The organism is Kosakonia sp. S57, from assembly GCF_016516575.1.
GTDB classification, from domain to species: domain Bacteria; phylum Pseudomonadota; class Gammaproteobacteria; order Enterobacterales; family Enterobacteriaceae; genus Kosakonia; species Kosakonia cowanii.
This window is the reverse complement of record NZ_JACVUL010000001.1, coordinates 202,017-228,118: the sequence shown is the minus strand read 5'-3', so window position 1 is coordinate 228,118 and position 26,102 is coordinate 202,017. Positions and strand designations below refer to the sequence as shown.

Annotated in this window: 28 protein-coding genes; 24 read left to right on the top strand and 4 right to left on the bottom strand. The window is 36.9% G+C overall.

Annotation, left to right across the window (positions count from 1 at the left end):
- Positions 1–103 precede the first annotated feature (103 nt).
- Positions 104–1,033: a phospholipase D-like domain-containing protein gene (locus tag IAE48_RS01140; RefSeq protein WP_200133176.1), complete on the bottom strand. Its 930-nt coding sequence runs from the start codon at positions 1,031–1,033 to the stop codon at positions 104–106.
- Between the two features lie 75 nt (positions 1,034–1,108).
- Here IAE48_RS01140 and IAE48_RS01135 point away from each other — a divergent pair, with 75 nt between their 5' ends.
- The 12 genes from IAE48_RS01135 (at position 1,109) to IAE48_RS23965 (ending at position 14,793) form a co-directional block, all read left to right on the top strand.
- Entirely contained in the window at positions 1,109–1,624 is a 516-nt protein-coding gene (locus IAE48_RS01135) for a terminase small subunit (RefSeq protein ID WP_233631358.1), read from the top strand.
- Positions 1,605–3,503, top strand: a complete 1,899-nt coding sequence (locus tag IAE48_RS01130) for a terminase gpA endonuclease subunit (RefSeq protein WP_233631357.1) — start codon at positions 1,605–1,607, stop codon at positions 3,501–3,503. The genes IAE48_RS01135 and IAE48_RS01130 overlap by 20 nt, the downstream gene beginning before the upstream one ends.
- Positions 3,504–3,514: 11 nt before the next feature.
- On the top strand, positions 3,515–4,045 hold the full coding sequence (locus tag IAE48_RS01125) for a hypothetical protein (protein WP_200133175.1): 531 nt from the start codon (positions 3,515–3,517) through the stop codon (positions 4,043–4,045).
- On the top strand, positions 4,045–5,553 hold the full coding sequence (locus tag IAE48_RS01120; RefSeq protein ID WP_200133174.1) for a phage portal protein: 1,509 nt from the start codon (positions 4,045–4,047) through the stop codon (positions 5,551–5,553). Before IAE48_RS01125 ends, IAE48_RS01120 begins: the two co-directional genes overlap by 1 nt.
- On the top strand, positions 5,501–7,351 hold the full coding sequence (locus IAE48_RS01115) for a phage major capsid protein (protein ID WP_233631356.1): 1,851 nt from the start codon (positions 5,501–5,503) through the stop codon (positions 7,349–7,351). The genes IAE48_RS01120 and IAE48_RS01115 overlap by 53 nt, the downstream gene beginning before the upstream one ends.
- Before the next feature lie 13 nt (positions 7,352–7,364).
- On the top strand, positions 7,365–7,688 hold the full coding sequence (locus IAE48_RS01110; RefSeq protein ID WP_200133173.1) for a hypothetical protein: 324 nt from the start codon (positions 7,365–7,367) through the stop codon (positions 7,686–7,688).
- Position 7,689: 1 nt separating this feature from the next.
- Complete coding sequence (locus tag IAE48_RS01105; protein WP_200133172.1) at positions 7,690–8,082, top strand: hypothetical protein; 393 nt, start codon at positions 7,690–7,692, stop codon at positions 8,080–8,082.
- 18 nt (positions 8,083–8,100) lie between these two features.
- Positions 8,101–11,100, top strand: coding sequence for a pyocin knob domain-containing S74 family peptidase (locus tag IAE48_RS01100; RefSeq protein WP_200133171.1), 3,000 nt, complete (start codon positions 8,101–8,103; stop codon positions 11,098–11,100).
- Positions 11,101–11,157: 57 nt separating this feature from the next.
- A complete protein-coding gene (locus tag IAE48_RS01095) occupies positions 11,158–11,619 on the top strand; it encodes a phage tail tube protein (protein ID WP_200133170.1) in 462 nt (153 codons plus the stop codon).
- Positions 11,620–11,688: 69 nt separating this feature from the next.
- On the top strand, positions 11,689–11,988 hold the full coding sequence (locus tag IAE48_RS01090; protein WP_200133169.1) for a hypothetical protein: 300 nt from the start codon (positions 11,689–11,691) through the stop codon (positions 11,986–11,988).
- A 32-nt stretch (positions 11,989–12,020) separates the two neighbouring features.
- Complete coding sequence (locus tag IAE48_RS01085) at positions 12,021–12,383, top strand: hypothetical protein (protein WP_233631355.1); 363 nt, start codon at positions 12,021–12,023, stop codon at positions 12,381–12,383.
- Complete coding sequence (locus IAE48_RS23965; RefSeq protein WP_233631354.1) at positions 12,373–14,793, top strand: hypothetical protein; 2,421 nt, start codon at positions 12,373–12,375, stop codon at positions 14,791–14,793. The genes IAE48_RS01085 and IAE48_RS23965 overlap by 11 nt, the downstream gene beginning before the upstream one ends.
- 33 nt (positions 14,794–14,826) lie before the next feature.
- On the opposite strand, the gene IAE48_RS01075 is transcribed toward IAE48_RS23965, so the two are convergent.
- Positions 14,827–15,600: a DUF726 domain-containing protein gene (locus tag IAE48_RS01075; RefSeq protein WP_200133168.1), complete on the bottom strand. Its 774-nt coding sequence runs from the start codon at positions 15,598–15,600 to the stop codon at positions 14,827–14,829.
- Positions 15,601–15,672: 72 nt separating this feature from the next.
- On the opposite strand from IAE48_RS01075, the gene IAE48_RS01070 reads away from it, so the two are divergent.
- The 7 genes from IAE48_RS01070 to IAE48_RS01040 all read left to right on the top strand — a co-directional run bounded on the left by IAE48_RS01070 (position 15,673) and on the right by IAE48_RS01040 (position 21,909).
- Positions 15,673–16,230 carry a hypothetical protein gene (locus tag IAE48_RS01070; RefSeq protein ID WP_200133167.1) on the top strand — a complete coding sequence of 186 codons (558 nt, stop codon included), beginning with the start codon at positions 15,673–15,675 and terminating at the stop codon, positions 16,228–16,230.
- Positions 16,230–16,853: a DUF2163 domain-containing protein gene (locus tag IAE48_RS01065; protein ID WP_200133166.1), complete on the top strand. Its 624-nt coding sequence runs from the start codon at positions 16,230–16,232 to the stop codon at positions 16,851–16,853. The genes IAE48_RS01070 and IAE48_RS01065 overlap by 1 nt, the downstream gene beginning before the upstream one ends.
- Positions 16,853–17,257: an ornithine carbamoyltransferase gene (locus tag IAE48_RS01060; protein ID WP_200133165.1), complete on the top strand. Its 405-nt coding sequence runs from the start codon at positions 16,853–16,855 to the stop codon at positions 17,255–17,257. Before IAE48_RS01065 ends, IAE48_RS01060 begins: the two co-directional genes overlap by 1 nt.
- Complete coding sequence (locus tag IAE48_RS01055; protein ID WP_200133164.1) at positions 17,250–20,453, top strand: fibronectin type III domain-containing protein; 3,204 nt, start codon at positions 17,250–17,252, stop codon at positions 20,451–20,453. The genes IAE48_RS01060 and IAE48_RS01055 overlap by 8 nt, the downstream gene beginning before the upstream one ends.
- Positions 20,454–20,642: 189 nt before the next feature.
- Positions 20,643–20,942, top strand: a complete 300-nt coding sequence (locus tag IAE48_RS01050; protein ID WP_200133163.1) for a hypothetical protein — start codon at positions 20,643–20,645, stop codon at positions 20,940–20,942.
- 1 nt (position 20,943) lies between these two features.
- The gene (locus IAE48_RS01045; protein WP_200133162.1) at positions 20,944–21,600 is read left to right on the top strand and encodes a hypothetical protein; all 657 of its coding nucleotides are present in this window, start codon (positions 20,944–20,946) and stop codon (positions 21,598–21,600) included.
- 42 nt (positions 21,601–21,642) lie between these two features.
- A complete protein-coding gene (locus IAE48_RS01040; RefSeq protein ID WP_200133161.1) occupies positions 21,643–21,909 on the top strand; it encodes a hypothetical protein in 267 nt (88 codons plus the stop codon).
- A 42-nt stretch (positions 21,910–21,951) separates the two neighbouring features.
- Here the strand turns inward: IAE48_RS01040 and IAE48_RS01035 are convergent, their stop codons facing one another.
- Positions 21,952–22,401, bottom strand: coding sequence for a glycoside hydrolase family protein (locus tag IAE48_RS01035; RefSeq protein ID WP_200133160.1), 450 nt, complete (start codon positions 22,399–22,401; stop codon positions 21,952–21,954).
- Positions 22,402–22,443: 42 nt separating this feature from the next.
- Between IAE48_RS01035 and IAE48_RS01030 the strand changes: the two genes are divergently transcribed.
- Genes IAE48_RS01030 through IAE48_RS01015 form a run of 4 tightly spaced genes read left to right on the top strand, consistent with a single transcriptional unit; the run spans position 22,444 to position 24,085 of the window.
- Positions 22,444–22,899 (top strand): hypothetical protein, encoded by a 456-nt coding sequence (locus IAE48_RS01030; protein ID WP_200133159.1) that lies wholly within the window; start codon positions 22,444–22,446, stop codon positions 22,897–22,899.
- A 4-nt stretch (positions 22,900–22,903) separates the two neighbouring features.
- A complete protein-coding gene (locus IAE48_RS01025; RefSeq protein ID WP_200133158.1) occupies positions 22,904–23,482 on the top strand; it encodes a hypothetical protein in 579 nt (192 codons plus the stop codon).
- 1 nt (position 23,483) lies between these two features.
- Positions 23,484–23,795 carry a hypothetical protein gene (locus tag IAE48_RS01020; protein WP_064360455.1) on the top strand — a complete coding sequence of 104 codons (312 nt, stop codon included), beginning with the start codon at positions 23,484–23,486 and terminating at the stop codon, positions 23,793–23,795.
- On the top strand, positions 23,792–24,085 hold the full coding sequence (locus IAE48_RS01015) for a hypothetical protein (protein WP_200133157.1): 294 nt from the start codon (positions 23,792–23,794) through the stop codon (positions 24,083–24,085). The genes IAE48_RS01020 and IAE48_RS01015 overlap by 4 nt, the downstream gene beginning before the upstream one ends.
- Before the next feature lie 9 nt (positions 24,086–24,094).
- Here IAE48_RS01015 and IAE48_RS01010 read toward each other — a convergent pair whose 3' ends face one another.
- Positions 24,095–24,538, bottom strand: a complete 444-nt coding sequence (locus IAE48_RS01010; protein WP_200133156.1) for a hypothetical protein — start codon at positions 24,536–24,538, stop codon at positions 24,095–24,097.
- An 861-nt stretch (positions 24,539–25,399) separates the two neighbouring features.
- On the opposite strand from IAE48_RS01010, the gene IAE48_RS01005 reads away from it, so the two are divergent.
- On the top strand, positions 25,400–25,621 hold the full coding sequence (locus IAE48_RS01005) for a DUF2188 domain-containing protein (RefSeq protein ID WP_200133155.1): 222 nt from the start codon (positions 25,400–25,402) through the stop codon (positions 25,619–25,621).
- Positions 25,622–26,102: the final 481 nt, after the last annotated feature.

Below are 26,102 nucleotides of genomic sequence, written 5' to 3'. Positions count from 1 at the left end.
CAATTCTAATGGGTCCCCCTGTACTGGCGGTACTATCGGGGGTTTTCGGCACCGAATGTAGTGAACTATGTGTCTTACAAATGTAAGACACATAACAACGATATTAGTTAGAGAAGTATAGTTCCATCCAGATACGAGCAAAGTCACCTTCGGCCGCAAATGAAGCAGGTAAAATATTTTTATATCTCATATCTATCCAAGTTAAGGATATTATTTTTACTTCAGGTTCGCCATATTCGATAACTTCATGTGAATTGGCGATAGCGGCAGTACCGATAGCATGTACAGGAAGTTCGGTATTACTAAAAAATTGCTGTAACTCTCGCATTTGCATTCTTTCTTGTATGAATAAATCTTTCTCATATTCTTTTTTATCGTGATAAGAGGTATAGTCTACATCATAATCTAAAATATCATAAAAATTTGGGATCTGCATAGATGCTATTCGGGTTGCTGTATTTTCAGTTAAGTTAGCACGCCATATATTTAAATCAGAGATGCCAAGTATTCCAGAAGGGGAACCATAAGTACCTAAATTAAATGTATTAGTAGACTCGTTGATGGCATTTGAATTGAATTTTTCAGGACTCATAGCACCCATATATTCTAAATCAGCAAAAACGTGTTTAAAGTGCCTAATGAGAGGGTAGTCATATCTTGTAATTACTATATTTTCATAATGATATGAAGCGGATGTAGACCAATTGTAGCTTCCATTGATTAATATGGAGTCATCAATTATGCAAAATTTATTGTGCATAAGCCTACCAGGGATTGGGTTTTTAATAAAAATTATGCTTATATAGTTCTTTAGACGACTTGTTTTCCAAATATTGATGTTCGACTCGTTAAAATCACAAATAATTTCAACCTTTACACCTGAAACAATTTTTTCAATCAATATTTCTTCGAATACTTTAAAATTTATCCATGCAACACAAATTTTAATGTTTTCTTGGGATTTATTTAATTCTGTTAAAATTACGCTTTGGATGTCAGTAGTGTATATCTCATTAACAACTTGCCGAAACATTTTATTCTCCTTCATAACAATTCATAGAAGTATATGATAAATACTAAAAAATATAAATTTAAAAAGAGAATTTAAATGAGAGATAAAGCACAAAGAAAAAGCATTTTAACATTGACATATAGCGAACTTTCACGCCGATACGGTTATGACGTATCTGTGATTAGCCGTGATTGGGTAGCCAAAGGTCTTGATTGTACTAAATCAGAAAATGAAATTTACCAATGGATTAGAACTAACGTTATTGATCAACTACGTAATACAGATACTAAAGAATTGATTGAAAAAGAACGGCTAATGAAGCTTACAGCAGAAAGACAATTAGCAGAATTAGAATTAGCAGAAAAGAATGGGCTGGTGGTCAGTACTGAATATGTAGAACAAGTACTAACAGAATATCTATTCCAGATCAAAACAGCGGTACGTGCAATACCATCAAAAACTTATCTTGAATTATTTGCACAATCAGATGCAAAGGATTTACGCGATGTATTAAGAACGCATATTGATAAAACATTATACCAATTAGGCTCAATGGAATTTGAGCTACCCGATGACATGGAAGTATTAGAGGATGGAAACAAACAAAAATAAATTAACGAAGATACTGAAGAAAGTACTACCAACGATACAACCGCCGAAGATTCAGAAAACCAGTGAGTGGATTAGTAATGGTGTAGTTAAATTTGTTGATGGGCCGAATATGGGCCTTGATTGGATACCCTTTAGTTTCCAAAAAGAACCAATGGACATAGCTCAAGAGCGAAGTACTAAAAAGATTGTACTTCAATCATGTTCACAGCTTTTGAAAACAACAGTACTTCAATCAATCGCTTTTAGTCTAATGGCAAATGATCCCTGTAACTTTGCTTTTGGTAGTAGTTCTGAATCAGAAGTGAAGAAATTCAAGGATGGTAAATTTTTTCCAGCAATTGAAACAAGTGAAGTACTAAAGCCATTAGTAACCGATAAGAATGATAAGAACGCCGCCAATAACTCTAAACAAACACAAATGGTGAACGGTACTTTTATCTATTGGTTAAATCTCAACACGCCGGGGAACCTTCGCGGTATCACAACACGGTGTGTTCTGTTAGATGAGGTCAGCAACTGCGAAATTACTGATGAAGGGAATCCAATCAAACTGGCAGAAGCACGTACCAGTACCTTCGGTAGTGACTCACTGGTGGTTGTATCTTCCACGCCATTGTATAAAGACGATTTAATCAATGCTGAGTACAACCTCAGTGATAAACGTAGGTACTTTGTTACTCACACATGCGGTCATGAATATACTTTTGAATGGGAACAAGTAGCGTTTGAATTTAAGCAATTAGAAAATGGTAGATCCATTCCTGATAGTACTACTACTCGTTTGTTATGTCCTCATTGCAATGAGGAAATAGATGAACATACACGGCATCAGATGGTTGATCATGGTCGATGGATTGCAACTAACCTTGATGGGGAACCTGGTGTAGTAGGGTATCAAATCAGTAGAATGTATTCCCCCCTGAATACTATTACTGAAATGGTTTCAAAGTTTGCTGATGCTCTATATAACTTCAATCTTCAAACCTTTTACAATAACGAACTTGGTTTACCCTTTGAAGATGAGTATCAAAAAGAATTAGATATTCTCCAATTAGAATCTCTACGAGAAAATGAATTTAACCTTCATAAAATTCCTGAAAGTACCTTAGCGTTGTGTATTTCAGTTGATCAGCAGGGTGATAGGCTTGAAAGTCTGGTTTTAGGTTTTGATGAAAAGAACATTTATGTACTTGGGCATGAGTTTTTCTATTCTCATGATTGTACGAAAATTGAAGCCCCAGCATGGGCAGAGTTAGATAAATTCTGTAGACAAGATTTCCGTACTGTATCAGGTCGCATAGTACCTACACTGGCTGTGTTCATTGATGCAGGGAACGGTAACGCCACGGATACCGTGAAAAAATTCACTGCACGTTGGAGTAAGTACCATCCGATCAAGGGTAGCAGCTCCACTACTGGTGAACTATTCAAGACCAGTACTCAGGCAGGGTACAAACTACAGATCCTAAACGTACATGAACAGAAGAACACGATACGCCGCCTCCTGAACCTAATGTTATCCAGTGAGGCAGATAACGCCCCTGTGAAGCTCCGCTTCAGTAGTACCTTACCATCAGATTTCTTTGAGCAACTTTCAGCAGAGGAGTTAAAACCCGCTGGGGGTAAGTTGGTATGGCGATTAAAGAAAGGCCAAAGAAGAAATGAGGCTTTAGACCTAATCTGTTATGGAATGATCGCCATAGCATATGCTCAATCAAAATTAGGTACTCAACCATTCAGGAAGTTACGCGAGCATAAAGCACAGGAAACCACTAAATACGAGATAAATAAAGTAGAAGAACCAAAACCAGAAACAGTACAAAAACCAAAACGGAATAGACGTACTGGAATGGGATCAAACTGGTTCGGTAAAAGATAAGGATATCAAAAATGGCACTTCTACCAGAAAAGATCTACATGGTATCGAATCCCATGGATCTAACGGTATTAGTACCCGCTGCTACTATTCTTGTTATTAGTTTTACATCATCTGGAAAAAGTACCTCATTAGATAATTTAAATGGTAGTACTTCAAAAGAATTTACGGTTGTATTAGATATGAGTACAGCACAGGAATTAATATTCTGTACTCAAATATCTAATGGTCAAGCCAGTACTTTTACTTCTGAAGTCATTAATCCATTACTTTATACTTCTGAGTACTCCCAATTAAAACAGATGATCAGTGAAATTGATCAGGTTATAGCTAATAAAATTGCTGGCGGTGCTAATTACTCAATAACAATTAATAATAAGACTCTTGTAAGTGAATCATTATCATCACTTGAATCAATGCGGGAACGCTATGTAAAACGTGCTAATACTCTATTTGTGAAAATGAATGGCGGTACTTTCTCTAATGGCGGTAAACCAATCAAGAGTATTACGGTTTTCAAGCTTAAGACAGGGAGTACACGCTAATGTTCTGGAATAAGAAAAATAAAAATTCAGAAACAAAACCCAAGAAGACTAAACAGGAACGTTCCTTAAAACAAAGTACCCTAAAACGAGATCTACAGGCAGTACGCAATACATCGGTAATGAACTTCGGATTTAATTCAAACTCAGGTAGCAATATCAATTTCCTCCTGATGAAAGCACTACCTACCTTCAGGGCTTTCTCACGTGATGCAGTACTTAAGAATCCTATAGGTCGTAAGTACATGAACCTATCGGTGGATGGCGTTGTAGGCTCTGATGGCCTGTACGTTAAACCTTCAGTAGAGATTGACGGTACTGAAGAAGAAATCAATGGAATCAACCTAACCTTGGAAAAGCTCTTTGACCGTTGGGCATATGATGCTGATCGTTTTAGTGTTGATGGCTCATTAAGTTTTGATTTGTTCCAGCAGAACGCAGAGAAGGTAAGGGTACAGGATGGTGAGTGTTTTATCCATATCCACAACATCAACAATACCATCAAGTTAGAAATTCTCGATACGGCTCGTTTGCTTCAGTTAAATAATCAACGTTTGAGTAATGGTAATTATATCAGCAACGGTATTGAGTTTGATAAATGGCATAAACCAGTTAATTACTATTTCTGTAAATTCGATCCTGTTACCTATACTTATATCACTGGCGATTATGAAGTAATTCCCGCTGCGGAAATCTGTCACTACTTTATTGCTGATCAACAAGGTCAGGAACGCGGATTGCCGGACATGGTTGCAACTTCCAAATTAATGGAAGATCTCAAGAACTTCACTGAGGCTGCGTTAACTGCGAAACGTGTTAGTGCTTCAAGCATGGCTTTTATTACCAATAACAATGACACTACCAGTACTGATCTGTTAGGGGCTGATGAACGAGAAGAAGTTACACCAGTATATACAGAGTATTTTGAAGCTGGCTTTATTGGTGAGTTAGCCGAAGGGCAGGATATTAAAACTGTAACGCCTACTAATGGTGTTGATGGGATTGATCAATTTACCAATGAATTGATGAATCAGATCTCGATGGGTCTGAACGTAACAAAACAAGCCTTATTATCTGATACATCAAATGCTTCATTTAGTGCAAGTCGTCTTACTGAGAAACTACAACAAACTACATTCCGTACCCGTACTAATGTACTAATCAGTAAAGTACTTAAACCAATCTATATCGCCTGGTTAAAGAACGAAATGCTAAATAATAATAAGTTAAATCTAAGTTTCTCGGACTTTGATGATCTTATTTGTGCTCGGTATATATCTCAAAAACCAATCAGTTTGGACCCGGTTCGTGATATCCAGGCTGAACTACTCCAGTTAGAAGCAGGTATTAAATCTAAAACACAGGTTATTGCTGAATTAGGCGGTGATCCAGTGAAGGTATTAGCAGAGGTACGGGCAGAAAAGGATAAAGAAAATAAAAACAAGGAAGTAATCCAGGATGGAAATGAAAAACCAGAAGAGGGAACTAACGAAACCCCTACAGGCGATTAATACAGAATCGCGTACCATCGAAGTAGCGTTTTGTTCAGAAACCCCTGTAGAACGTGAAATCAACGGTCAAATCTATAACGAAATTCTTCTATGTGGTTCCAGTAACGCAGACCTAACCCGCCTTAATAATAATGGGGCAGTACTCTTTAATCATAATCGTGATGATCTTATTGGTGCTGTAGTTAATGCCCGTATTGATGCTGATCGCGTTGGTAGAGCTACGCTAAGGATTAGCAGTACCGCCAACGATGAATGGGAAATGATTCAGGAAGGCGTACTAACCCATATTAGCATTGGTTATAACATTAATGATTATCAAATTGATGATAATAATATCTATGTTACCAACTACGAAATTTATGAAATCTCATTAGTAACAGTACCTGCCGATCCTACAGTTGGGGTAGGTCGTTCAATGGACTCACAACTTGAAATGAAATCACTAAATAAAGAAGGTGAAACAATTCAAGAGGGTCAAATGGATATGGATAATCCAGAGAGAGAAAAGGAATCAATTGTTGATAGTACTGAAGAAGTAAATGAAACAGTTGAAGAGGCATTAGTAGAGCCATCGGTCGAACATGCAGAAGAAATCAAACAAGAATTAAGTGATGAAGAACTATTAGAAATTATCTCTAATCGACCTGATTTGCTCAATAAAGTACATGGTGAAGAACCAGAAAGTATAAATAGTACAGAAGATACTGAACGTGTTCGTGAATTAGAAGCACTCGGTAAAGTACTTAATATTGATGTATCTGAAGCAATTGAAAAAGGAATTTCAATTTCAGATTTCAAACGTCAATTGAATGACATTAAACAAAATCCTCTTCATGATAAGGAAATCAAAGAAATGGATAATAAAAATCTATTAAAAGATATGGTACGTGCCATTAAAACTGGCGATAAATCTGCTCTTGAAGCATATGAACGTGGTATTAATGGTTTTGTACGTGCGGCTGTACCAAGTACTAATACTACTACCGCTGCTGGCATTGTAGCTGATGATCTACAAGATCAATACATTCCAGAACTACTAAAAATTTCTGCACTTGGTGAACTAAACACCACTGTTTATTCCGGCCTTGCAGGTCGCGGTAATCTCAGTATTCCAAAAGCGGCTGGTGTAGCTCCGGTATTTAAATTCTATGGTGAGGCAGAAGCACAGGATGACTCTATTGCAAGCTTTACTAAAGTAACCCTAAGCCCTAAAGCTTTTGGTGGTGCTATTCCACTATCCAAACAAGCAATTCTAACGGCTCCAAATATTGAATCATTTGTACAAAGTGAACTACTACGTTATGCCGCTCAGGGTCTTGAGCAAAATGTAATGGATAAAGTAGTTGCCGCTGCTCCGGTGTTCGATGTTGAAACGGCTGGTTCTATCACTCTTGAAGATGTTCAGGGTGCAGTAGCGAAGCTGGCACAGGCTAACGTTGATATGCGTGGCGTTAAAGCTGTTATGAACGCTAAAACACTAAGTACCCTACGCCAGATTGCAGTACTTGATAACACTGCTGCTAAAGCAATGGTTGAAGGTTATCGCAGTACTGAAATGTGGCTTGCTGATGAAGTACGTGTAGTAATTTCTGAATTCGTAGCAGACGGTACTATTCTAATGGGCGATTTCTCCAATGTAATTCTCGCAAATTGGGAAGGACAGGAAGTGGATTTTGATGATACTACCTATCGTTCAAGTAATACTATCGTATATCGCGTTTGGGATTACTCAGATATCGCAATTGCCCATGATACCGCATTCGTAAATATCGTTATCGGTACAGCAGAAACTGAATAATAAGGATTAGATAATGAGAGCATTTAAAGATACGCAGTGTGATGCGTTTCTGAATGCTTTCGGTCAGTCTATCCAAACTGCTACGGGAAGTACTTTTACAGGAATAGTAGAAGTACTTCCCGTTTCTATTGAGGCAGCAGGTGGATTTATCGAAAGCGTGGAAACATACGTAACAATGAGAAAGGACGATCTAATAACCTCAAACGTGGCAATTGGTACAGTACTAATCATTGATGGTGTAAACCAGACAATCTATAACATTGAAGATGATCTATCAGGTATGGTGAATTGCTATTTCCGTAATACTGCTAGTGCTTCATTCGCAGAGGATTACTAATATGATGATAGTACAGAAAGTACGCGGAGCAATGAAACAGCTTATTAATGCTAGTAGAAATCTTACTGTATCACGTGATATTGATGTATTTGAACAAATCGCATTTGATTACAGTATGAGTAGTGTTAATTTTGGTAATCAACGTCAAGCGGCAAGCTTTGCCATTCAATATCTAATCTCACCAAAACCAGAAAGTACTAATACAGCACCTTCAATAACCTATGATCAGATAATTGGTTATTTCGATGCTAATAAAACTATTATTTTTAAAGAAGCTGGTTTGATTATCCTTAGTTATTCATATGAGCAATCCGATATTGTGACAGATCCTATAACTGGCTCTGTTTCCTTGTCATTTACTATAAATATTCAAGTTACGGAAAAGACAAGATAACTATAAGGACATTTTTCAATGGCAGACATAATCACAGGTAGGGGGTTAACCTTACAATATAACGCTGATACGGGTAACCGTTCGCCACAGGGAGTAGGTAACATCACTGTAAATGAAGTGAATACCTTCCCAATCCTTACTATTCATTCTGAAACTAATACATTTGATACATATGATAGTGAATACAATTCAGTACTCCTATCAGATAAAACCGTTGAACCATTCCAAATTGTAGTTAACTATTTGCCTGATGATTCTACACATATGTTTCTTGATGAAATGGCAGAATCACAAGAAATTTTTCAATGTATTATTCAATATGAGTTGAATAGTGATGACAGTACTATCACATATGCGATTGTGAATGGTTACATTACAAGTACAGAACTATCAGGCGATAAAGATACTGTAGTCAGTAAATCCTATACATTTACACCTGAAGATGTGATAGCACGTATGAGTACTACACAAGCTTTCCTACCTCTCTTGCAAGGTGATTATGGGGTTGGGTCTAATGGTGTAGACATTCCTCAGTACGAACCAGACGTACCAGATGGTAACGGTTTTATCAAAGTACCTTCTTCACAAGCGGGGAATCCTGCCGGATCGGATATGTTGGGTATTGGACTTGTGGATGGTGCTAGTGCTGCTGAATTCGCAATCACCAAAACAGGCACACTAAGCCTATTCGCAAAGAACGGATCAACGGCATGGACACGTATCTATACTGCTACGCAGATGGACGCACGTTATGTACCTTTGACACGTACAATCAATGGTCATGATTTGAGTACTAATGTGACTGTTACTAAATCTGATGTAGGTCTAGGAACAGTAATTGATGCTCCACAATTGACAGTGGCGAACAATCTAAGTGACCTGGCGAATAAAACAACGGCACGTAGTAATTTAGGCGTTTATAGTACTGGTCAGGTTGATACACGTATTGATAATTTAAATACTGCTTTAAGTACTGACATTTCAAACGTGAATACAACTCTTAGTACTAATATTTCTGATGTGAATACTAAGGTTGATAATCTTTCAACTAATGTAAGTACTAATTATGTATCAAAAACTACTACTGTAAATGGTCATGCTCTAACTGGTAATGTAACAGTATCTAAAGCTGATGTAGGACTAGGTAATGTAACTAATGATGTACAACTAAAAAAAGCAAGTAATCTATCTGATGTGTCAGATATGAATGCAACACGCTCGAATCTCGGAATCAATACAATTGACCGTGATACTGTAGGTGGATATTCATTCTTATATAGCCCTAGCTTTGGTTATCGTTTCATTGTTGGTAATAATGGCGATTGGGCAATGCAGAATGCTACAAATGGTACTCGCGTTGCGTTAGGTATTAACAGTGGCGGTACTGGTGCAATGAATGCTACAGATGCACGAACTAACCTTGAGTTATTTCGAGATAGACGTACACCAATACCAGTAGGACAGAATCTAAATGATTACACTGGTGCTTATGCTGGCGTTTATAATCAGAATCTGAATGCTAATATTCAAGATGGTATGAATTATCCTGAAAAAGTAGCAGGTTCATTACTAGTACTATCGACTGGTGCTGTTACTTCATGTACTGAAATTTATACTGTATTCAATGTTAACAAGGCATATAGGCGAGCATATAATTCAGAAAATAATACCTGGTCTAACTGGTCATCATTCTTTATGTCAACGGATGTTATTCCGGTTAGTAATGGTGGTACTGGTGCTACTAATGTAGCTGGTGCTCGGTCAGCACTTGATGTAGCTGGTATTCGCACTTCTGGTTGTTATACGGTTGTTAGCAGCCCTAGTTCTGTAACGAACTTAGTACTTGGCAATGATGGTAGTATAGTATTTCAGAACCAAAGTGGTAGTACTTTAGCATTCCCAATTTCTTCAGGTGGTACTGGTGCTACGACTGCTTCTGTCGCTCTTGCTAATCTTGGTGGTATGCCAACTACTGGAGGTACTTTCACTGGAAATGTTGGTGTAACTGGTAATTTAACTTCGAATAACTTTACTTCGAATACAATAACATCAGTAAATAATTTAAGTACTTGGCCTGGGGCGGGTAATACAATTTTAGGTGGGTATCTACGTTCTCAAATTACCGTAAATGGTGATGAACGGGCATCAACAAACCTAAGAGTTATTAAAAGTACTGATTCATCAACAACGATTTCAAGACTATCTGTATATCAAGTTGCTTCAGGATCAGTTACTGCTCAATCTTCAGTTTTTGATTTTACATCTGAAGGTAACGTTTATACTAATGGACGATTATCGCTTGGTAATCCTCGACCAAATGAATGGTGGGCATCAGTTCAACAAGACTGGTCTGGTATTAGATTAGCAGATAGTTACGACACTCCCGGTAATAACGCAATAAGTACTATTACATGGGGATATCAACATTCAAATGGTTATAACTTAAGAACATTGTTAGGTAATGTTGGTAATGGTACAAACACCTGGGCACATACTGCATTAACTCAATTCGGTGATGCTGGCGGTGCAGGTGTACGTTATTGGTATTTTGTACCAACTACCGGTGATCTATTGTGTAATGGTGGTGGTGCGTTTGGTGGTAGTTATACATTCCAGAAAGCCGCTACATCAGATGCAAATCTAAAACATGATATTGAATATAATGATGGTCTTGAATCATACGAAAATATCAAGAAATTCAAACCATGTACATTCATATATAACTTTGATGAATCTGAACGTGTACGTCGTGGTGTTATTGCTCAAGATGTAATGACTATTGATGATGAATATACAAAGTTCATACCTGATGCACCAACGTTTGATGAAGATGGTAATCGTATTGAAAGTGATGGCGGTACTTATGCTCTTGATAATAACGTTATCATGATGGATACAGCTCTAGCATTACGTTATTCAATCGAAAAAATAGAAAAACAAGAAAGTACTATTGATAATCTACAATCACAAATCAATGAATTGAAATCATTAGTACAATCACTACTCGATAATAAATAAATACAATCGGGGTAAATGGACTTACCCCGTATAACTCTTTATATAAGGATATATAATATGGCTATGGATATTTTTGCTGGTGCTAATCTTAAAGTTGAAGTAGGTACTAGTGCTGGTACAACAGTTGCTACTGATTTTCAAGAAGTACCCGAAGTAAACACTTTCACTACTTCTGGTTTTGAAAGTACTGTTATTAGTGTTAAAACTTTTAACTCTGCTTATGATCGTAAACTATTAGGTACTAAATCAATCCCTGATATTTCACTCGCTGTTAACTACCTTGCTGATAATGCAGTACATAAGAAACTTGAACAATTGGCAGATGAACAAAAACGCTGTCAGATTAAACTAAGTTATTTTGAAGATTCTTCTAAAGAAACTGGCTTCTATGTAATTTATACCTGTTTCGTTTCCAGTACTACTATTGGTGGTGACAAAGATGAAGTTGTTACTAAAACCTTTACCCTAGCGGTGGATGGTGCTGCTATTGATTCTGGTATTATTACTGTAACCTCATAATCTTAAACAAACTTGAATAAATAAAGGGAAGGTGAATATCTTCCCTTTTCTATTAATGAGGTGAAATAAATGAACTTACAAGCACTATTAAAAAAACTACAACCTGAACTACATCCATTTGTGATTGAAGGTGAAACTATCTATATTCATCGTCCAAATGGTCGTGATTTTCAGAAATGTACTGATATTTCAAGTACTCTAATTCTATGCGTTAAAGATGAAAATGGTGATTCAATCTTTGCTGATGAAGATATTGATGGTCGCATTAACGTACAATCTGTAGATTACATTCTACAGAATAAAATCTATGCTGCTATCCTTCAATTGATTCAAGATTCTAATCCAACGGACGAAGTTGAAAAAAAGTAAGGTGTGATACTGAATTAAAGTACTTTTGTAAGATGGTTAACAAAAGAGGGCTATCACCAAACGAGTATTTTGAATTAGAACCAGAAGTACTACAAATGTTAATGATTTACGACACTTTCATAGAACCATCAGGTACACATATTGAAATGATGAAACATGCCTATCAGTGTTATTACACGACTTTAAGTAATAGTAATTTAACACCAGAGGCTAAAAAATCAATCAAAGTTAGTGATTTTGATTTTCTTGATTTACTTAATGACAGTACTAAAACTTCATTTGAGAAATCAGAAGAACGAAAAGAGAAATCAAAAGAAAAACAATCTAATGATATTGCGTCATTAGGTGAAGCTATTAAGAAACAGGTTTTAGGGAAAAAACGAAATGGCAAATAACAGGGATATTAGAGTAGATATTGATGGTGATAGTTCTGGCTTAAGCCGTGCTTTGCGTCAAGCAACTGATTCACTTGATGAGTTTGGCGGTAATGCTGGCGGTCTAGTTGGTGATGTTGCCGAACGCCTTAGTGGTGGTTTCGGTCGTGCTGGTTTGGCTATGACTGGTGTTGCTGGGGCAATTGGTGTAGCAGGTGCGGCGATTGCCATAACACTTGCTAAGGTATCAGAACAGGCAGAGAAAGCTTTTGAAGTATTCAAGGCTGCTAACTTAACACAGATGGGTATTGCTCAAATCCAACAAATGGCAAATATGTATGCTCAGGTTGGATTAAACATGGACGCCATCGCTAATCAACAAAAAGATATTGGTGATAAGCTAGGCGATGCTTTTAATAATTTGGGTGGTTCAATGTACACTGATGTTATTCAGCCTCTAGGGTTGAATCTCATTGAACTAAAGAAAATGGCTGATGAAGGTCAGGATGTATATGCTAAGATTTACTTTGCGGCAAAAGCACAGGGTTATAGTGCTTCACAAATGACATTCATGATGGAAACATTAGGGAGTGATGCAGTATTACGTCTATCAGTACTCAAACAGTTTAACAGTGAACAAGATTACCAAAATTCATTATCACAGCAAACAATTCAATTAACACAAGAACAATCTGATCAATTCGCAGAATACAGAAAAGCAACTACAGAACTATCAAACGCTTGGGAACAATGGGAAAACAGTACATTAGCCCCAATCGCTTCACGTCTTGCTGAAATTCTGAATCTAATGACACGCATTATGAACTCTAAACCTGTTTCATCTGCGGCTGTGGCTACTGGTGAAGAGGGGATTAATGCGGTTAAACAGTACCAGCAAGGTTATCAGGATGATCTACTAAAGAATTCATCCATCTATGGTGCTCAGATTGTTGAACAAAACAAGAAAGATACTGAATTACTTGATAAGAACTTATCTTATGTAGTTAGTTTAGCTCAAGCCAATATGAAGGATCTTAAAACTACTATTGATGAAGCTAATAAAGGCGTATCTAAAAGTACTATTGATGGTGGTATGAAAGCCTTTGAAACTACAAAACAGGCAGCACAAGGGAAAATTGATCAATTAGACCAACAATATAAATTCCAGAAAGAAGCAGTTCAGAAATCATTACTTAGTGCTTATGGTGATGATTTTAAGGCTCAGAAGAAAGCACTTGATAGCCTTGAATCTTCATATAGAGAAAAACGTAGTGAATTGGTCAAGGCGATGAATGCCAGCGATGAAGCTGCGAAGAAAGCACTTGAAAGTAAGTTAAAAGCAGAACAGCGACTACAAGAGCAAGCAAATGCTAAACGATTAGCGGCACAAAAGGCACTTGATAAAGCAATCTCTGATTCTACAGCCAATGCGAATCTACGACAAATAGCCGAATATGATCGCCAACAAAAAGAGCTAATGAAAGTAATTGCTGATAACGCTAAAGTACTTGGTATTGATCCATCACAGTTATTAAAAACTGCTGCTAAGACTGGAGCACAAAACCGTAATAACATGCTTAATCAAATGATTGGTTATCAAGATCCTAATCAGGGATTGAAAGATACTAATACATTAATTGGCTCAGGTAATCTCAATGAACAACAAAAAGGCTTCTTAGCAAATCAACAAAATCAACGTATCAATGGTAATAATCCATTTGCTTATGATAATACTGATCAGCGTTTGAAAGATAATGAAGATGCTATGAATGCTGAATTGGCACAGAATGATTTACTTCTTAAAGGTCATGAGGATTACGAAAAGCGTAAGGCACAAATCACTGCGAAATATAACTCTCAGGCGATTGAGATTAGTAATCAGAACGCACAAGACCAATTATCAATCTTTGGTAATACTGCCGATCAGTTGGCAAATGGTATGGTTGCTGCTTTTGGTAAATCTTCTGGTGCTGCTCAGGCTGCGTTTGCTCTAAGTCGTGGTATCAGTATTGCTCAAACAGTACTATCAATCCAGTCAGCTCTCGCACAGGCACTGGCAACGCCTTTTCCTGGATCATTAGCTTCATATGCCAAAGTACTATCACTTGGTATGAGTATTATCAGTACTGCTAAAGGTGCTGCCTCCGGTCAGTTCCACGGTGGTGTAGATGAATTACCAGCAGGTTATGATAATAAATCATTCGTACTTAAAGCGGGTGAACGTGTTGTACAGCCAGAAGCGAATAAGAAATTAACTAAGTTTCTGGATAAGCAAGAAGGTGGAAGTACTTCAGGTGATGTTACTATAAACGCACCATTGATCATCCAAGGTGATGTAGCTGGGGATGATAAGAAATTCAATGAAATGTTGAAGAAACATCAGAATAGCGTAGCACAAGCTTATAGAAGTTCAATTAAACGTAATACCTAGTAAGTACTGCCGTTTGTGGCAGTACTTACAAAATTATATCTTTTTTATAACTTCATCGTAAAGCTCTATTATTGTTTTACTAAAAGCATGGTTTTTATGATACTCAGTATGTCCGATACTTGACTTGTAATTTATTACATTCTCCAAATCACATCGTACTAATCCAATAGGGTTGCTTTTATAGTTTAGCTCACCGATACGGTATAACCATTTTAGTATTGCATCATTATCACTGTACATATTAATATGTTTAATTCTACGCTTTGTTTTGATACCTGAAAGTCTTTTTTTATATTCTTCAGTATCAATGGCTCCTGCTATTGAAATTGATGTCAAAACATTATCATGATTTAAAGTATGCATAGCTTCTGTGATAACTCTAACTCCCAGTGAATGACCTAAAAACACTGCTTTTATCTCGTCATCCCAGATGTCATTTATTATTTTAGATAAATCACGACCTGCTAAAGATGCCTCTTTAGCTGCATTGCTCCAGCCCGAAAACATACAGCTTAGTATAGAAGGTATCCGATAAGTACCTATATATGGTATAGCCAAAGATGGAAGAAATGTAATGAGTGCATTCTGAGTTATTTTCAAAACGGATGAGGATCTCCACTTAACGTAAATCAAAGGGGCATTAATTCTTTTTTCAATATAAGTTAACCAATCTTGCTGATCTTCTGTAAGGAAACCTGGAGCAATTACAATTGGGACGCCATCACAATCCTCATTCTTTATAATTACTTCAATCTCACATTTTCGTTTCAACCCCATTACTGACCGATAGCTGTGTCCGAATAGCATGGTTTATCCCTCTTTTTTTTCGAAGAGTATAAATAGCTTTATATGGAAAATAAAGGACATTGAGGTAATTCTATGACAAATTTTACAAATAATGTGAAGGTTACGAACTTTCAAATCAAAAGTACTGAACCCGTCTACTCAAATCAAACATGGACAGGTCAACTTATCATGAGATCTACGGGTATTCAGTACTATCAAATTCAATTTACACTTAATTTTAACGCCCCAGCACTAGCAGAGGTTAATAACTTTCTGGCTCAATACTCACAAGGAAAGCCATTTACTCTAACTCTTGGTGTTGCTGGAAAATATCATGGTACACAAACTGGTTCAGTTACGAGTACTGCAAATATCAATAAAGGTACTATGTTAATTCCTACCAGTACTAATACGTTAGCTGTTGGTGAATGGGTACAATTCAGTAATCATAATAAACTTTATAGAATAGTTGATAGCACTTCATCGAGTATTACTATTTTCCCAGTACTCCAAAATACAGTACAGGCATCTGAAGTAATTAACTATGAGAACCTTATTATTGAAGCCGTATTAGATCCAGATAATGATTATACAATGCCAGTTGGTAATATCATGAATATTACACTAAAGGCGACGGAGAACATTCAATAATGAACGCAAGCACATATACGAACGCAAATCTTTTAAAGTACTGGAAACTGATAAGAGGAACTACAAAAACACAATTATCATTGATGGAAATTATGAGTCTTGGAGTTTTCGTAACCTGCTTTGATGTACTTCCAAAAGGTACTAATGGTTTTCACTGGACAGATTCACTAATTTATATTTCTCTTGATGGTTATCAGTACATTAGCTTTCCAGACATTATAAGTGGTTCACTCCCTACTTATTCAGAACAGAAGGGTATCAATAATGATGCCATTAATTTCAAAGTAAGTAACGTTAATGCTTCAGTACGTGCTCTTGCTCTTGGTGGTTTCTTTAAAGATGCTCAGATGAATATCAAACTAGTAATCTTGAATCCATATGATAGTACTGTAATTGATTCAATGCTTATGTTTTCGGGATTCATTGACTATGTACAGGCAGTAGCTGATCCAAATCAGAAAACTAATGAAATGACGATTTATGTTAACTCAGTATATAAAAAACTTGATAGACAACCTGCCTTGATTGCGGCTAACTCAGTTTATCAATCAATCTATAAAGGTGATGAATACTTTTCATTACTCGGTCAAGTTAATCAAAACCAAAATTGGAAGTACAAATAATGAAGAATCTACATAATGAAATCATGGCAATTATCCAGTACTCACTTGATAACCCATATAAGTATGGGGATAACGATTGCAACATGATAGTACTCAGGATAATTGATCTAATCAATGGCACAACGTCATTAGCTGATCGTGAATATTCAAGCATTAAAGAAGGTATAGCGGGTTTAAACAAGGAAGGATGGAACCATACAGGGGAAATTGTTGAAGCGTATTGTAAGCCCGTAGAGGCTGTTATAGATGGTGATATATGGCTAGATCCAGATAACCCATTAATCATGGCAGTAGTGGTATCAGATCGAGTACTTGGTGTTAACCAGAAACACGACGGTTTTGAACTTCAACCGAAACCAGTAAAAGGAACATATTACAGAGTAAGGAAACATATAGATGGGTAAGAGTTTAGGCGGCTTCTTTGGAGCCATTATTTCGGCGGTGGTTGTGGCTGCTGCCATCTACTTTTCTGGGGGCACGGCATTAGCTGCTATCGGTTGGGGCAGTGCGACGGCGGCAGTATCTCTAATTGCTACTTCAATGTTAGCTCAAGTGGGGGTAACGGGATATGGGGACGTAAGCGATTCTCTATCACGTTCAACAAGCCCTACTACTGGATTACCAGTTATATACGGTGGACAGTACCCACATAAGAACGGTGTATCAGGTGGTTCATTTGTGCTTACTGGTAGTATCGTAACTTGGTATAACGTACCGAATTCAAATTCTCAATATCTCTTTAGTGAACAAGCAGTAGCATATGCTGGTACTGAAAAATATATTGAACAAATTTATATTGATAATGAACCTGTATTATCTTCCCCAATTACTGAAGATGGGATAGTACCGAATAGTTCAATTGCTGGGAAGTATAAACCATTCCTACAACTTGAAGTACGCTTTGGGGGTGATTATACCAGTACTAAATCCCTTGCGGCACAATATGCGGGTTCAAAATGGACTAATAAATTCTTGGGTAAAGGTGTAGTTAGTATCAGTACTGTAATCAAGAAAACACAATCATCATTAGAAAATAACATCCTTGTTAATGATCAGTTTTCTTTGACTTGCGAGATGAAAGGTCAAAGAATTTATGATTTCGTTGATGGTCAAATCCGTGCTACAAGTAATCCACCTTCCATAATTTACGATTATCTAACTAATACAACTTATGGAATGGGTATTGATCCTGGTTTAATTAATCAGCAAACATTTGCTGAAACTGCGGCATATTGTGATGCTTTCGAATTATACGCTAATGGTGCTATTAGTTATCAAAGTACTTTCATGGATAACATTGAAAATATCTGTCAGAGTTTTGGCGGTATCATGTATGTTCATGCTGGTCAAATCTGTATTACTACTGATCGTAAAACTGTTTCCGTCGCATCATTCAATGAAAATAACATGTTTGGGGCAGTACAGATCAGTACTTCAGGTGGTACTGATTACTTCAATACGGTCGATTGTAAGTATACAAATCCAGAATCAATGTATGCCACTGATTTATTACGTATTCCTTCTGATATCTCAATTGATGAAGCAATACAGCATGATGGGCAAGTAATCGCTCTAAGTCGTGATTATTCATGGTCATATGATCAGGATGTTATTGCTAAGATGGCTAATGTTGATGTACTAAAGGCAAAATATTCTTTACGCACAATCAGCTTTACTACTTCTGAAGGTTGGGATCTTAAGATTTGGGATGCTATTAATGTATCTAATGATGAATTTGGTATCTCAGGTAAATTCAAAGTACTAAACAAGGATATTAGTACTGATCAGGAGAATATCGGTTATGTGACAATCACAGCCGTAGAAGCTCCAGATGCGATGTATGATGGTGTTGATCCTGGTGTTTGGTCTCCGGGTGGTGTAATTCAGTTTCCAGAACTATCAGTACTTCCACCATCTAATCTACAGACAGTTAAAAAGGGTAATACTACTTCCGGTTCAATTGTTGATTTAACATGGAACGCATCTGAAGATCCATATCTACGCGGATATTATGTTTATTATCGTTTGAATGGTTCCAGTACATGGACATATGCGGGGCAAACTGGCGTACAGAAAACAAGTTATGAATTATTTGGTTTATCTGATTCTGGTAGCTATGATTTTGCAGTAGAGGCATTTAATAATCTCGGTCTTAAATCAAGTAAGCTTTCTCTTACTGGAATTGTGCCTACATTTAACTTTACATTACCATCAGTAACGGGTGTGGTACTTACTAACAGTACTGAAACAGCATTGATTACTGATGCTCCTGATTTCATTATTGCGTGGGATTCTCAGAAGAATACTTTAGTTAATGGACGTTCATTTAGTGATTATTTTAAGTACTATGTAATCAATGTTTATAATGGTATAACACTAGTCGATACATTCTATACACAGAGTAATACATTTAACTTAACTCTTACGATGAACCGTTTGAAAATACGTAAACCTACTATTGGAATTATCGCACAGGGTTTTAATGCTGGGACATATTCACAAGAAGTTAAAATTACTGTAGAGAACAAACAGGCAGGTTTAGTAACTGGTGTTAGCTTTACGGGTGGTTTTGGTAACTTATTCTGTAGTTGGACTAAATCAAATGAACGTGATTATGCTGGGGCTATTATTAGTATAGTTTCTGGTACTACTACTAAAATTTATACCAGTTATGCTCCTGAATTCGATAGTGTACCAAACATTGCCGATGGCGAGTATCAAGTTAAGATGGGTTTTTTTGATGTGTTTGGTACTGATGATATTCAATATTGTCCAGTACAGACAATTTCAATCAACTCTAAGTATCAGTTTACGGCAGAAGATGCCGACGCGATTAATGGTATTCTTGATTTAGATGATCGTCTAACTGACACATTGAATAATGCAGTTAATGAATCAAACGCATATACAAATACACGTGTTGATTTCCTTAAGAATACCGTAGACGGGAATACTGCTCAAATTGGTACTTTATCACAGACTGTAGTTAGTAATAATACAGCACAAACGCAGGCAGTCACACAATTACGTAGTGATGTTAATGGACAGATAGCAACGGTTAACCAGCAGATGGCAACTAAGGCTACGGCAAGTACTGTAGATGCTCAGTACTCACTATCTGTTAATGCTAATGGTACTGTAGCTGGTATTCGTCTTGTGGCTTCCCAGGGGGCAAGTAATAACTCTGCCATATATTTTGCTGCTGATAAGTTCATTGTATCTGGTAGTGATTCTGCAACCGTTGGCGGCACTGCTCCATTCGCAATCGTCAATGGTACTACATACATCAAGACAAGCATGATCCAGGCGGCAAGTATCGGTACTGGTTATATTGCTGATGCTGCGATTACAAATCTTAAATTGTCACAGGGTTCAGTTAATACATTAAACGTAGTTGATGGGGCAATACAGAATGCCAAAATAGGCAACCAGATAATGAGTAACAACTATGTTTATAATCAATCTGGATGGTTGATCGATAAGAATCAGGGGATTTTTATCAATGGTCAGGGTGGTACTGGTAGAATGACAATCACAAATAACGTTATTCAAATCTTTGATAACAATGGTGTACTAAGGGTAAGAATGGGGTTGTGGTAATAAATAGGATAGGGGATTGGCACACCGATCCTCTATACATAGGAATAATAAAATGAATATCAAACATTCTACCAATTACATTTATAAAAGTACTGTAGTTAGCCCTCCACACATTGTCATTACTCAAAAACATATTGAAGTATACGACTCAGAAGGGAAGCTAAGGGTACGTATGAATAAGGATTAACTATGGCACAAGGTTTACAATGTTGGGATGGTGCAGGGAATCTAATAGTAGATCTCGGTGATTACAATATTCGTTATTTGGGTACACATTATGTTACTTCTGCATCAGGTGTACCTACATATACAATAGCAGTACCGGGAATGAGAACTACTGGATGGTTTGTACACTATGCCCCTGCTAATGATGTCTTTAATGATTGGTCGGCATTCTGTAATAATGGTTCATTCACGGCTGTTTATATGCCTACTAACTTTCCACCATCTGGCACTTATGCCTTTAATGTTTATAAGTGGGATGTGTAATATGGCAGGTTTTGAAGTTTATAATTCAGCGGGGGCTCTTACAATCGATAGTAGTAACAAATCAATACTAACTGGTTTCGTAAAAGCTATGGGTGGTTTAACTGACTATGGTTACTATACAGGTCTAACGTGTGCCTTTGGTAATGGTGGCTCACTTGGTTTCTTGAATAGCTCAATCATCACGAATAGGGATGTTTATCAGTACTGGTTCCAGTTACAAACAGATGGAGCATGGTGTTTTCCAGGGGCTTCTATGTTCATGCCCAATACTGGTAGATTTATGACAAGCTCACATACAACTGCTCCTACTAGTGGTTATCTTGATGTGTTTAATGCATCAGGTGGTTTGATTTGGTCTGCTGCCAGTGCTGCAACTATGCCTAGAATTGTGGGTTTTTTATCTGCTGGTCCAGGGGTTAACCTTGCAAGTGTAGTTAATTTTACGTCACCGGTTCCTAATCCGTGGTTCTGTTGGTCACAATGTCCAGGTAACCTATCTGATGATGGTGCGGCATTAGGTTACTCAGGAATTGTAATTAGACGTAATTCAAGTACTTCATTTAGTTTTCAGTACATTAATAGATTACAAAAATCATATACTCAGGCAATGGGGAATAATGGTGTACAAATTGCTTTGGCAACGTTTACCGGATACTAATAATAAATACATTATAATAATTACAGCAAGGAATATACACTAATGGATATTGGTACTATTTTAGCCCTTGTTATTTCTGGGTGTGTATTTCTATATACTATCTTCCGTGATAATACTAAAGATACTGATGATTTACTTTGCCGTGTTAGTGAAATTGAAACTAAACAGGCAGTACAAGAAGCAAGTATCTCCCGTATTGAATCGGATCAGGATAAAATGAGAGATTCACTATCTAAACTCGAAGCTCAGATACATGATTTAGATGTGAAGATTGAAAAGATTATTACAATTCTTGAACAGAAACAATAAGAATGAAAAAGGGCAAGTTACTATTAAGTACTTGCCTTTTTTTTATTTGTTAGTTAACGCTGCGATCATTTGATCTACACGTTTTGGAGTTTGTTTATACCATAGTGAATCTTTAGCTTGTTTGATTGCTTCAGGGTAATTCTTTTCCCTTAGTGCCTTTAACATCTTCTGAAACTTCTGAACGCCACCTAGTCCTAATTGAAATACCATAATGACCATGAAATCACGCCAGTCAGTTGGAAGCCAGATGTTAAGGGTTTCTACATTATGAATAGCAGTTTGAATATCACGGTCTAGTAGTTTCTCGGCTTCTGCATCAGTAATCCCATTGGGATAGCTTTCACCATATGTTAATAAATGACCATAACCAATCGTTGGATACCCTAGTGAATCTTTATATACATAAAACTTACCATCACGGTAGTAACCTATTTTCTTTTGGTATGCAATAGTACCCTCATGCTCTTTTAATCTCGTTTTTAAATCACTCATAGATAAATACCTTAGTAAAAATAATTATAATGGTATTTATCTATGGCACAGCGAATTAATAAAAAATGGGAAATGTTTGATCCTACCCAATGGGATATCTCAGATGTAAATGATGGTAACTATACTTCATTCGTCTATCTAATAGAGTTTCCAGATACGGGAGAGTACTATCTAGGTAAGAAAATGATATACAAGAAAGTACGTCATATTCGAGAACTCAAGAGTACTTCCATAGAATCAGATTGGGAAAAATATACAGGTAGTAGTAAATCGGTCAATGCAATGATTGATTCTGGTATGGAATATACTAAAAACATTTTATATTGTTTTAAATCAGATGCTGATGCTACGATTTTAGAAACAGCATTGATTTGCTATTTTGGTTTGCATCCAGATAATTTGAATAAAGCTATTTTGAGTAAAGCAAGATTACCTAAAGACCGACTAGATCTATTCAGAATACTACAACAATTAATAGATATATTAGGAGTAAGGTAAATATATGGCAAGCGGAATAAATGGGATAGGAAGGACTAGAACCTATATACAAACGACAGGGACAAAGTTAAAGAAACAGTTCCAAAATGAAATAATTAAACGGTCGCGTACCCTATCCCAAAAAGTACAAGTAGATTTGAATAATTCTGTAGATAAAGGTGCTGTTAACTTCACACAACGTTCAATACTATTTCTGTATAAGAAAAAAAGTACTGATTCAGTACAATGTTCAATCCTTGTGAAGGATGTGCAAGCAAAGTATCTATATGAAGTTATCGTTAAAGCAAAAGCAATTGATAAATTCATTCCTACCAGTTTAGCTAAACTCACTAAGCAAGGTAACATTTCAGGACTGAAAAAGAACTTATCAAGTGGAAGATTCAAAATTGTTAAAGCGAAGAATGGTAAAGAGCGTTTGATCGATACGAGTAAGAAAGATACTAAGAAGAAAACTAAACGTGTAATTGGTCTACGTGAACAGAAACAACGCAAAATGATTTACGATTTCTATGGTGAAGTTGAATCAGGTTTCCGTGTAGTAATGTCAGGGATTCAGGGATCATTTGCACTAAAAAGGAATTGATATGAATTTTGAACAACATTATGAAGAATTAACAAGTGAAATTACTTTAGATGGCATTACGCCAGATGGTAATTCATTGCCATTGAATAAAATGTTCCTTGGCAAAAAGTTTCAAAAAATCATTAAAAATAGTAATCATGAAATTGATAGCTATATGAATGTTATTTTTGAAAAAAAGCAATCCTTTAAAGATGGTGAAGTACTCGAATGGGAATTACAGGGTGAGGTATTACCCGTTTTTGTAATCGATTATAAAAAGCTATTCGTAAAAGGTAAACACTTTCATGTATACGCAGTGGGGATCATTGAATGATTGGTGTAATAGTAGAACTACTTTCTAAGGGTTTAGATTTCTTTATCAAAAGAAAAGCAATTGAATCTGAAGTAAGTAAAACAAATGCCGAAGGGCAGATTGAAACAAACAAAGAAGAGATTGAAAAGGTATCATTCCATTGGCGTAATGCTCTTGGATTCGTGATTACCCTTATCATCCTTTACAACTGGATCATAGTACCAGTACTTGATGCTTTTGGTATTGTAGTGATACAAGTACCACTAGGGCAACTCTTGCAAGTACTGCTTTTGATGGTTGGTGGAAGCTAAGAAAGCCCCTTATGGGGCTTTTCTGTTTATTTTTGCTTTAAAGGTAATTTCATCATTTTCATCATGAATATCATAAATTTCCACTTGGAGTTTATTTCCCTTCCTATTCCCTATTTTCATGTCTATTAATACTATTACTGTCAAAAATACGATTAAGATACAATAATAGATAGATTCATCAGAGCTAGCATAGTCAAAATGCCATGCAAAGAAAATGGATACTACTGCTATCACAATACTACATACGCACCAAATATCTATTGGATTCCCACCATTTTTCAATACAAGTTTTTGAAGGTTATTAGCAACAAAGTTCGTACCGGCTAATACTGTTAACACTAATGATATAGAACCCAAAGCAAACATTGGTGTTTGCCAAAATATTCTTAGCAGACCAAAGACTGCTAAAACAAATAATACTAATACAAGTAATGGTTTCCAGTTCCTTTCCATAATTACCCTCGCTAGTTATTTTTTATTAAATACCCAAAGATTTTTCACAAGGGTATTTTATGGCAAGAGTCACAAAAAAGGAATCTGCTAATCATAATAGGGTGATGGAGTTAGTACATTCTGATAAGCAACTCACATATGACGATAAAGAATTTATTTTTAATAACTATCGGGGGATGGTATAGGTTCGAACGGGGCTTTCTTCACACCTGAGATGCTTCCATGGGATTTGTTCTTGATGCGGGTTGTAGTGGTTACTGTATTGAACTTTGTGCTGGTATTGGTCGCCTCAGTTACTACCAGTACTTAAGGAATAGACCTACGCACATTACATGCGTTGAACTCAATCCAGAGTACGTGATGATCGGAAAGAGGGTACTACCAGAAGCAGAATGGATCACAGGGAATGTGCTTCAGTACTCGCCAGACCGTTTCTATCAAGTTGCCTATGGCAATCCACCATTCGGTAAGATCAGTACCTCAAAAGCGTTTAAAGGCCGCTATAAGGGTAGTGAGTTTGAAAACAAGGTGATTGAACATGCAAGTACCTTTGCATCCTATGGGGCACGGATAGTACTACAGGGTTCGGCAGGGTTTAAGTACTCTGGACATAGGTACTATGACGCTTAAGTATAAACAGCTAAGTACCAGAAGTTTGTTAATGACATGGGGTACACGTTTCAACCTAGGGTCGGAATTGATACCAGTATCTACAGAGATGAATGGAACGGTACAACGGTTATTTGTGAGGTAGTGACGGTTGAGTACTAAAAATGTGATTTCAAGCAAGCGTAACGCAACATATAGTGTCTATAATTAAAGGTGACACCATATGGTGTACTTCATGTAGCGAGTAACATTATGGGTAAAAACCAACATGTAGTGCCTCACAACGGACAATGGGCTGTCAGAGGTGCTGGCAACGAAAGAGTGACTTCAACTCACAGTACTCAGCAAGAAGCTATAAATGCTGGGCGAGTTATTTCTCGTAATCAGGGGAGTGAATTAGTTATTCATCGCCCTAACGGACAGATTCGAGATAGTGACTCACATGGGAAGGATCCTTACCCACCGAAAGGTTAATGCTCATTATAACAAAAGAGGCTTATGGCCTCTTTTTTGTCTTTTCACAAGTGTTCCCATTGATTGTTGTATGCGTCCTTTCGTTTTTTAGCACAGGTTAAGAGCCGTTCGTATGAGTAATGGAGGCTCCCGGAAGCGTTAGCTGAACGACGCATTTAGTCACCGAGCAACCCTTGTGCCAGGTTGCATGCCAACAACTGAGCGCGGATCAGGTAAATCATCTTCTTAATTTAAGCGTAGAAGGCTTTGCAAATCTTGCATGCGCCCCAAAACCAATTTCAATGGCATATCAATAACTCATCCTAAAAATCCTGTTTTTGTCATAAGCCGCAGCCAGCGCTTTCATCGTTGTTTCATAACGCTGTAATGGGAGCGTCATAACCCGGCTTCAGAGTAGAAAGTTAATTTTTTGTAATCTTCAGACAAAAAGAGTTGGGCGGGGTGCGCGGGGCGACTACACTTCATCCGCCAATTATTTGAC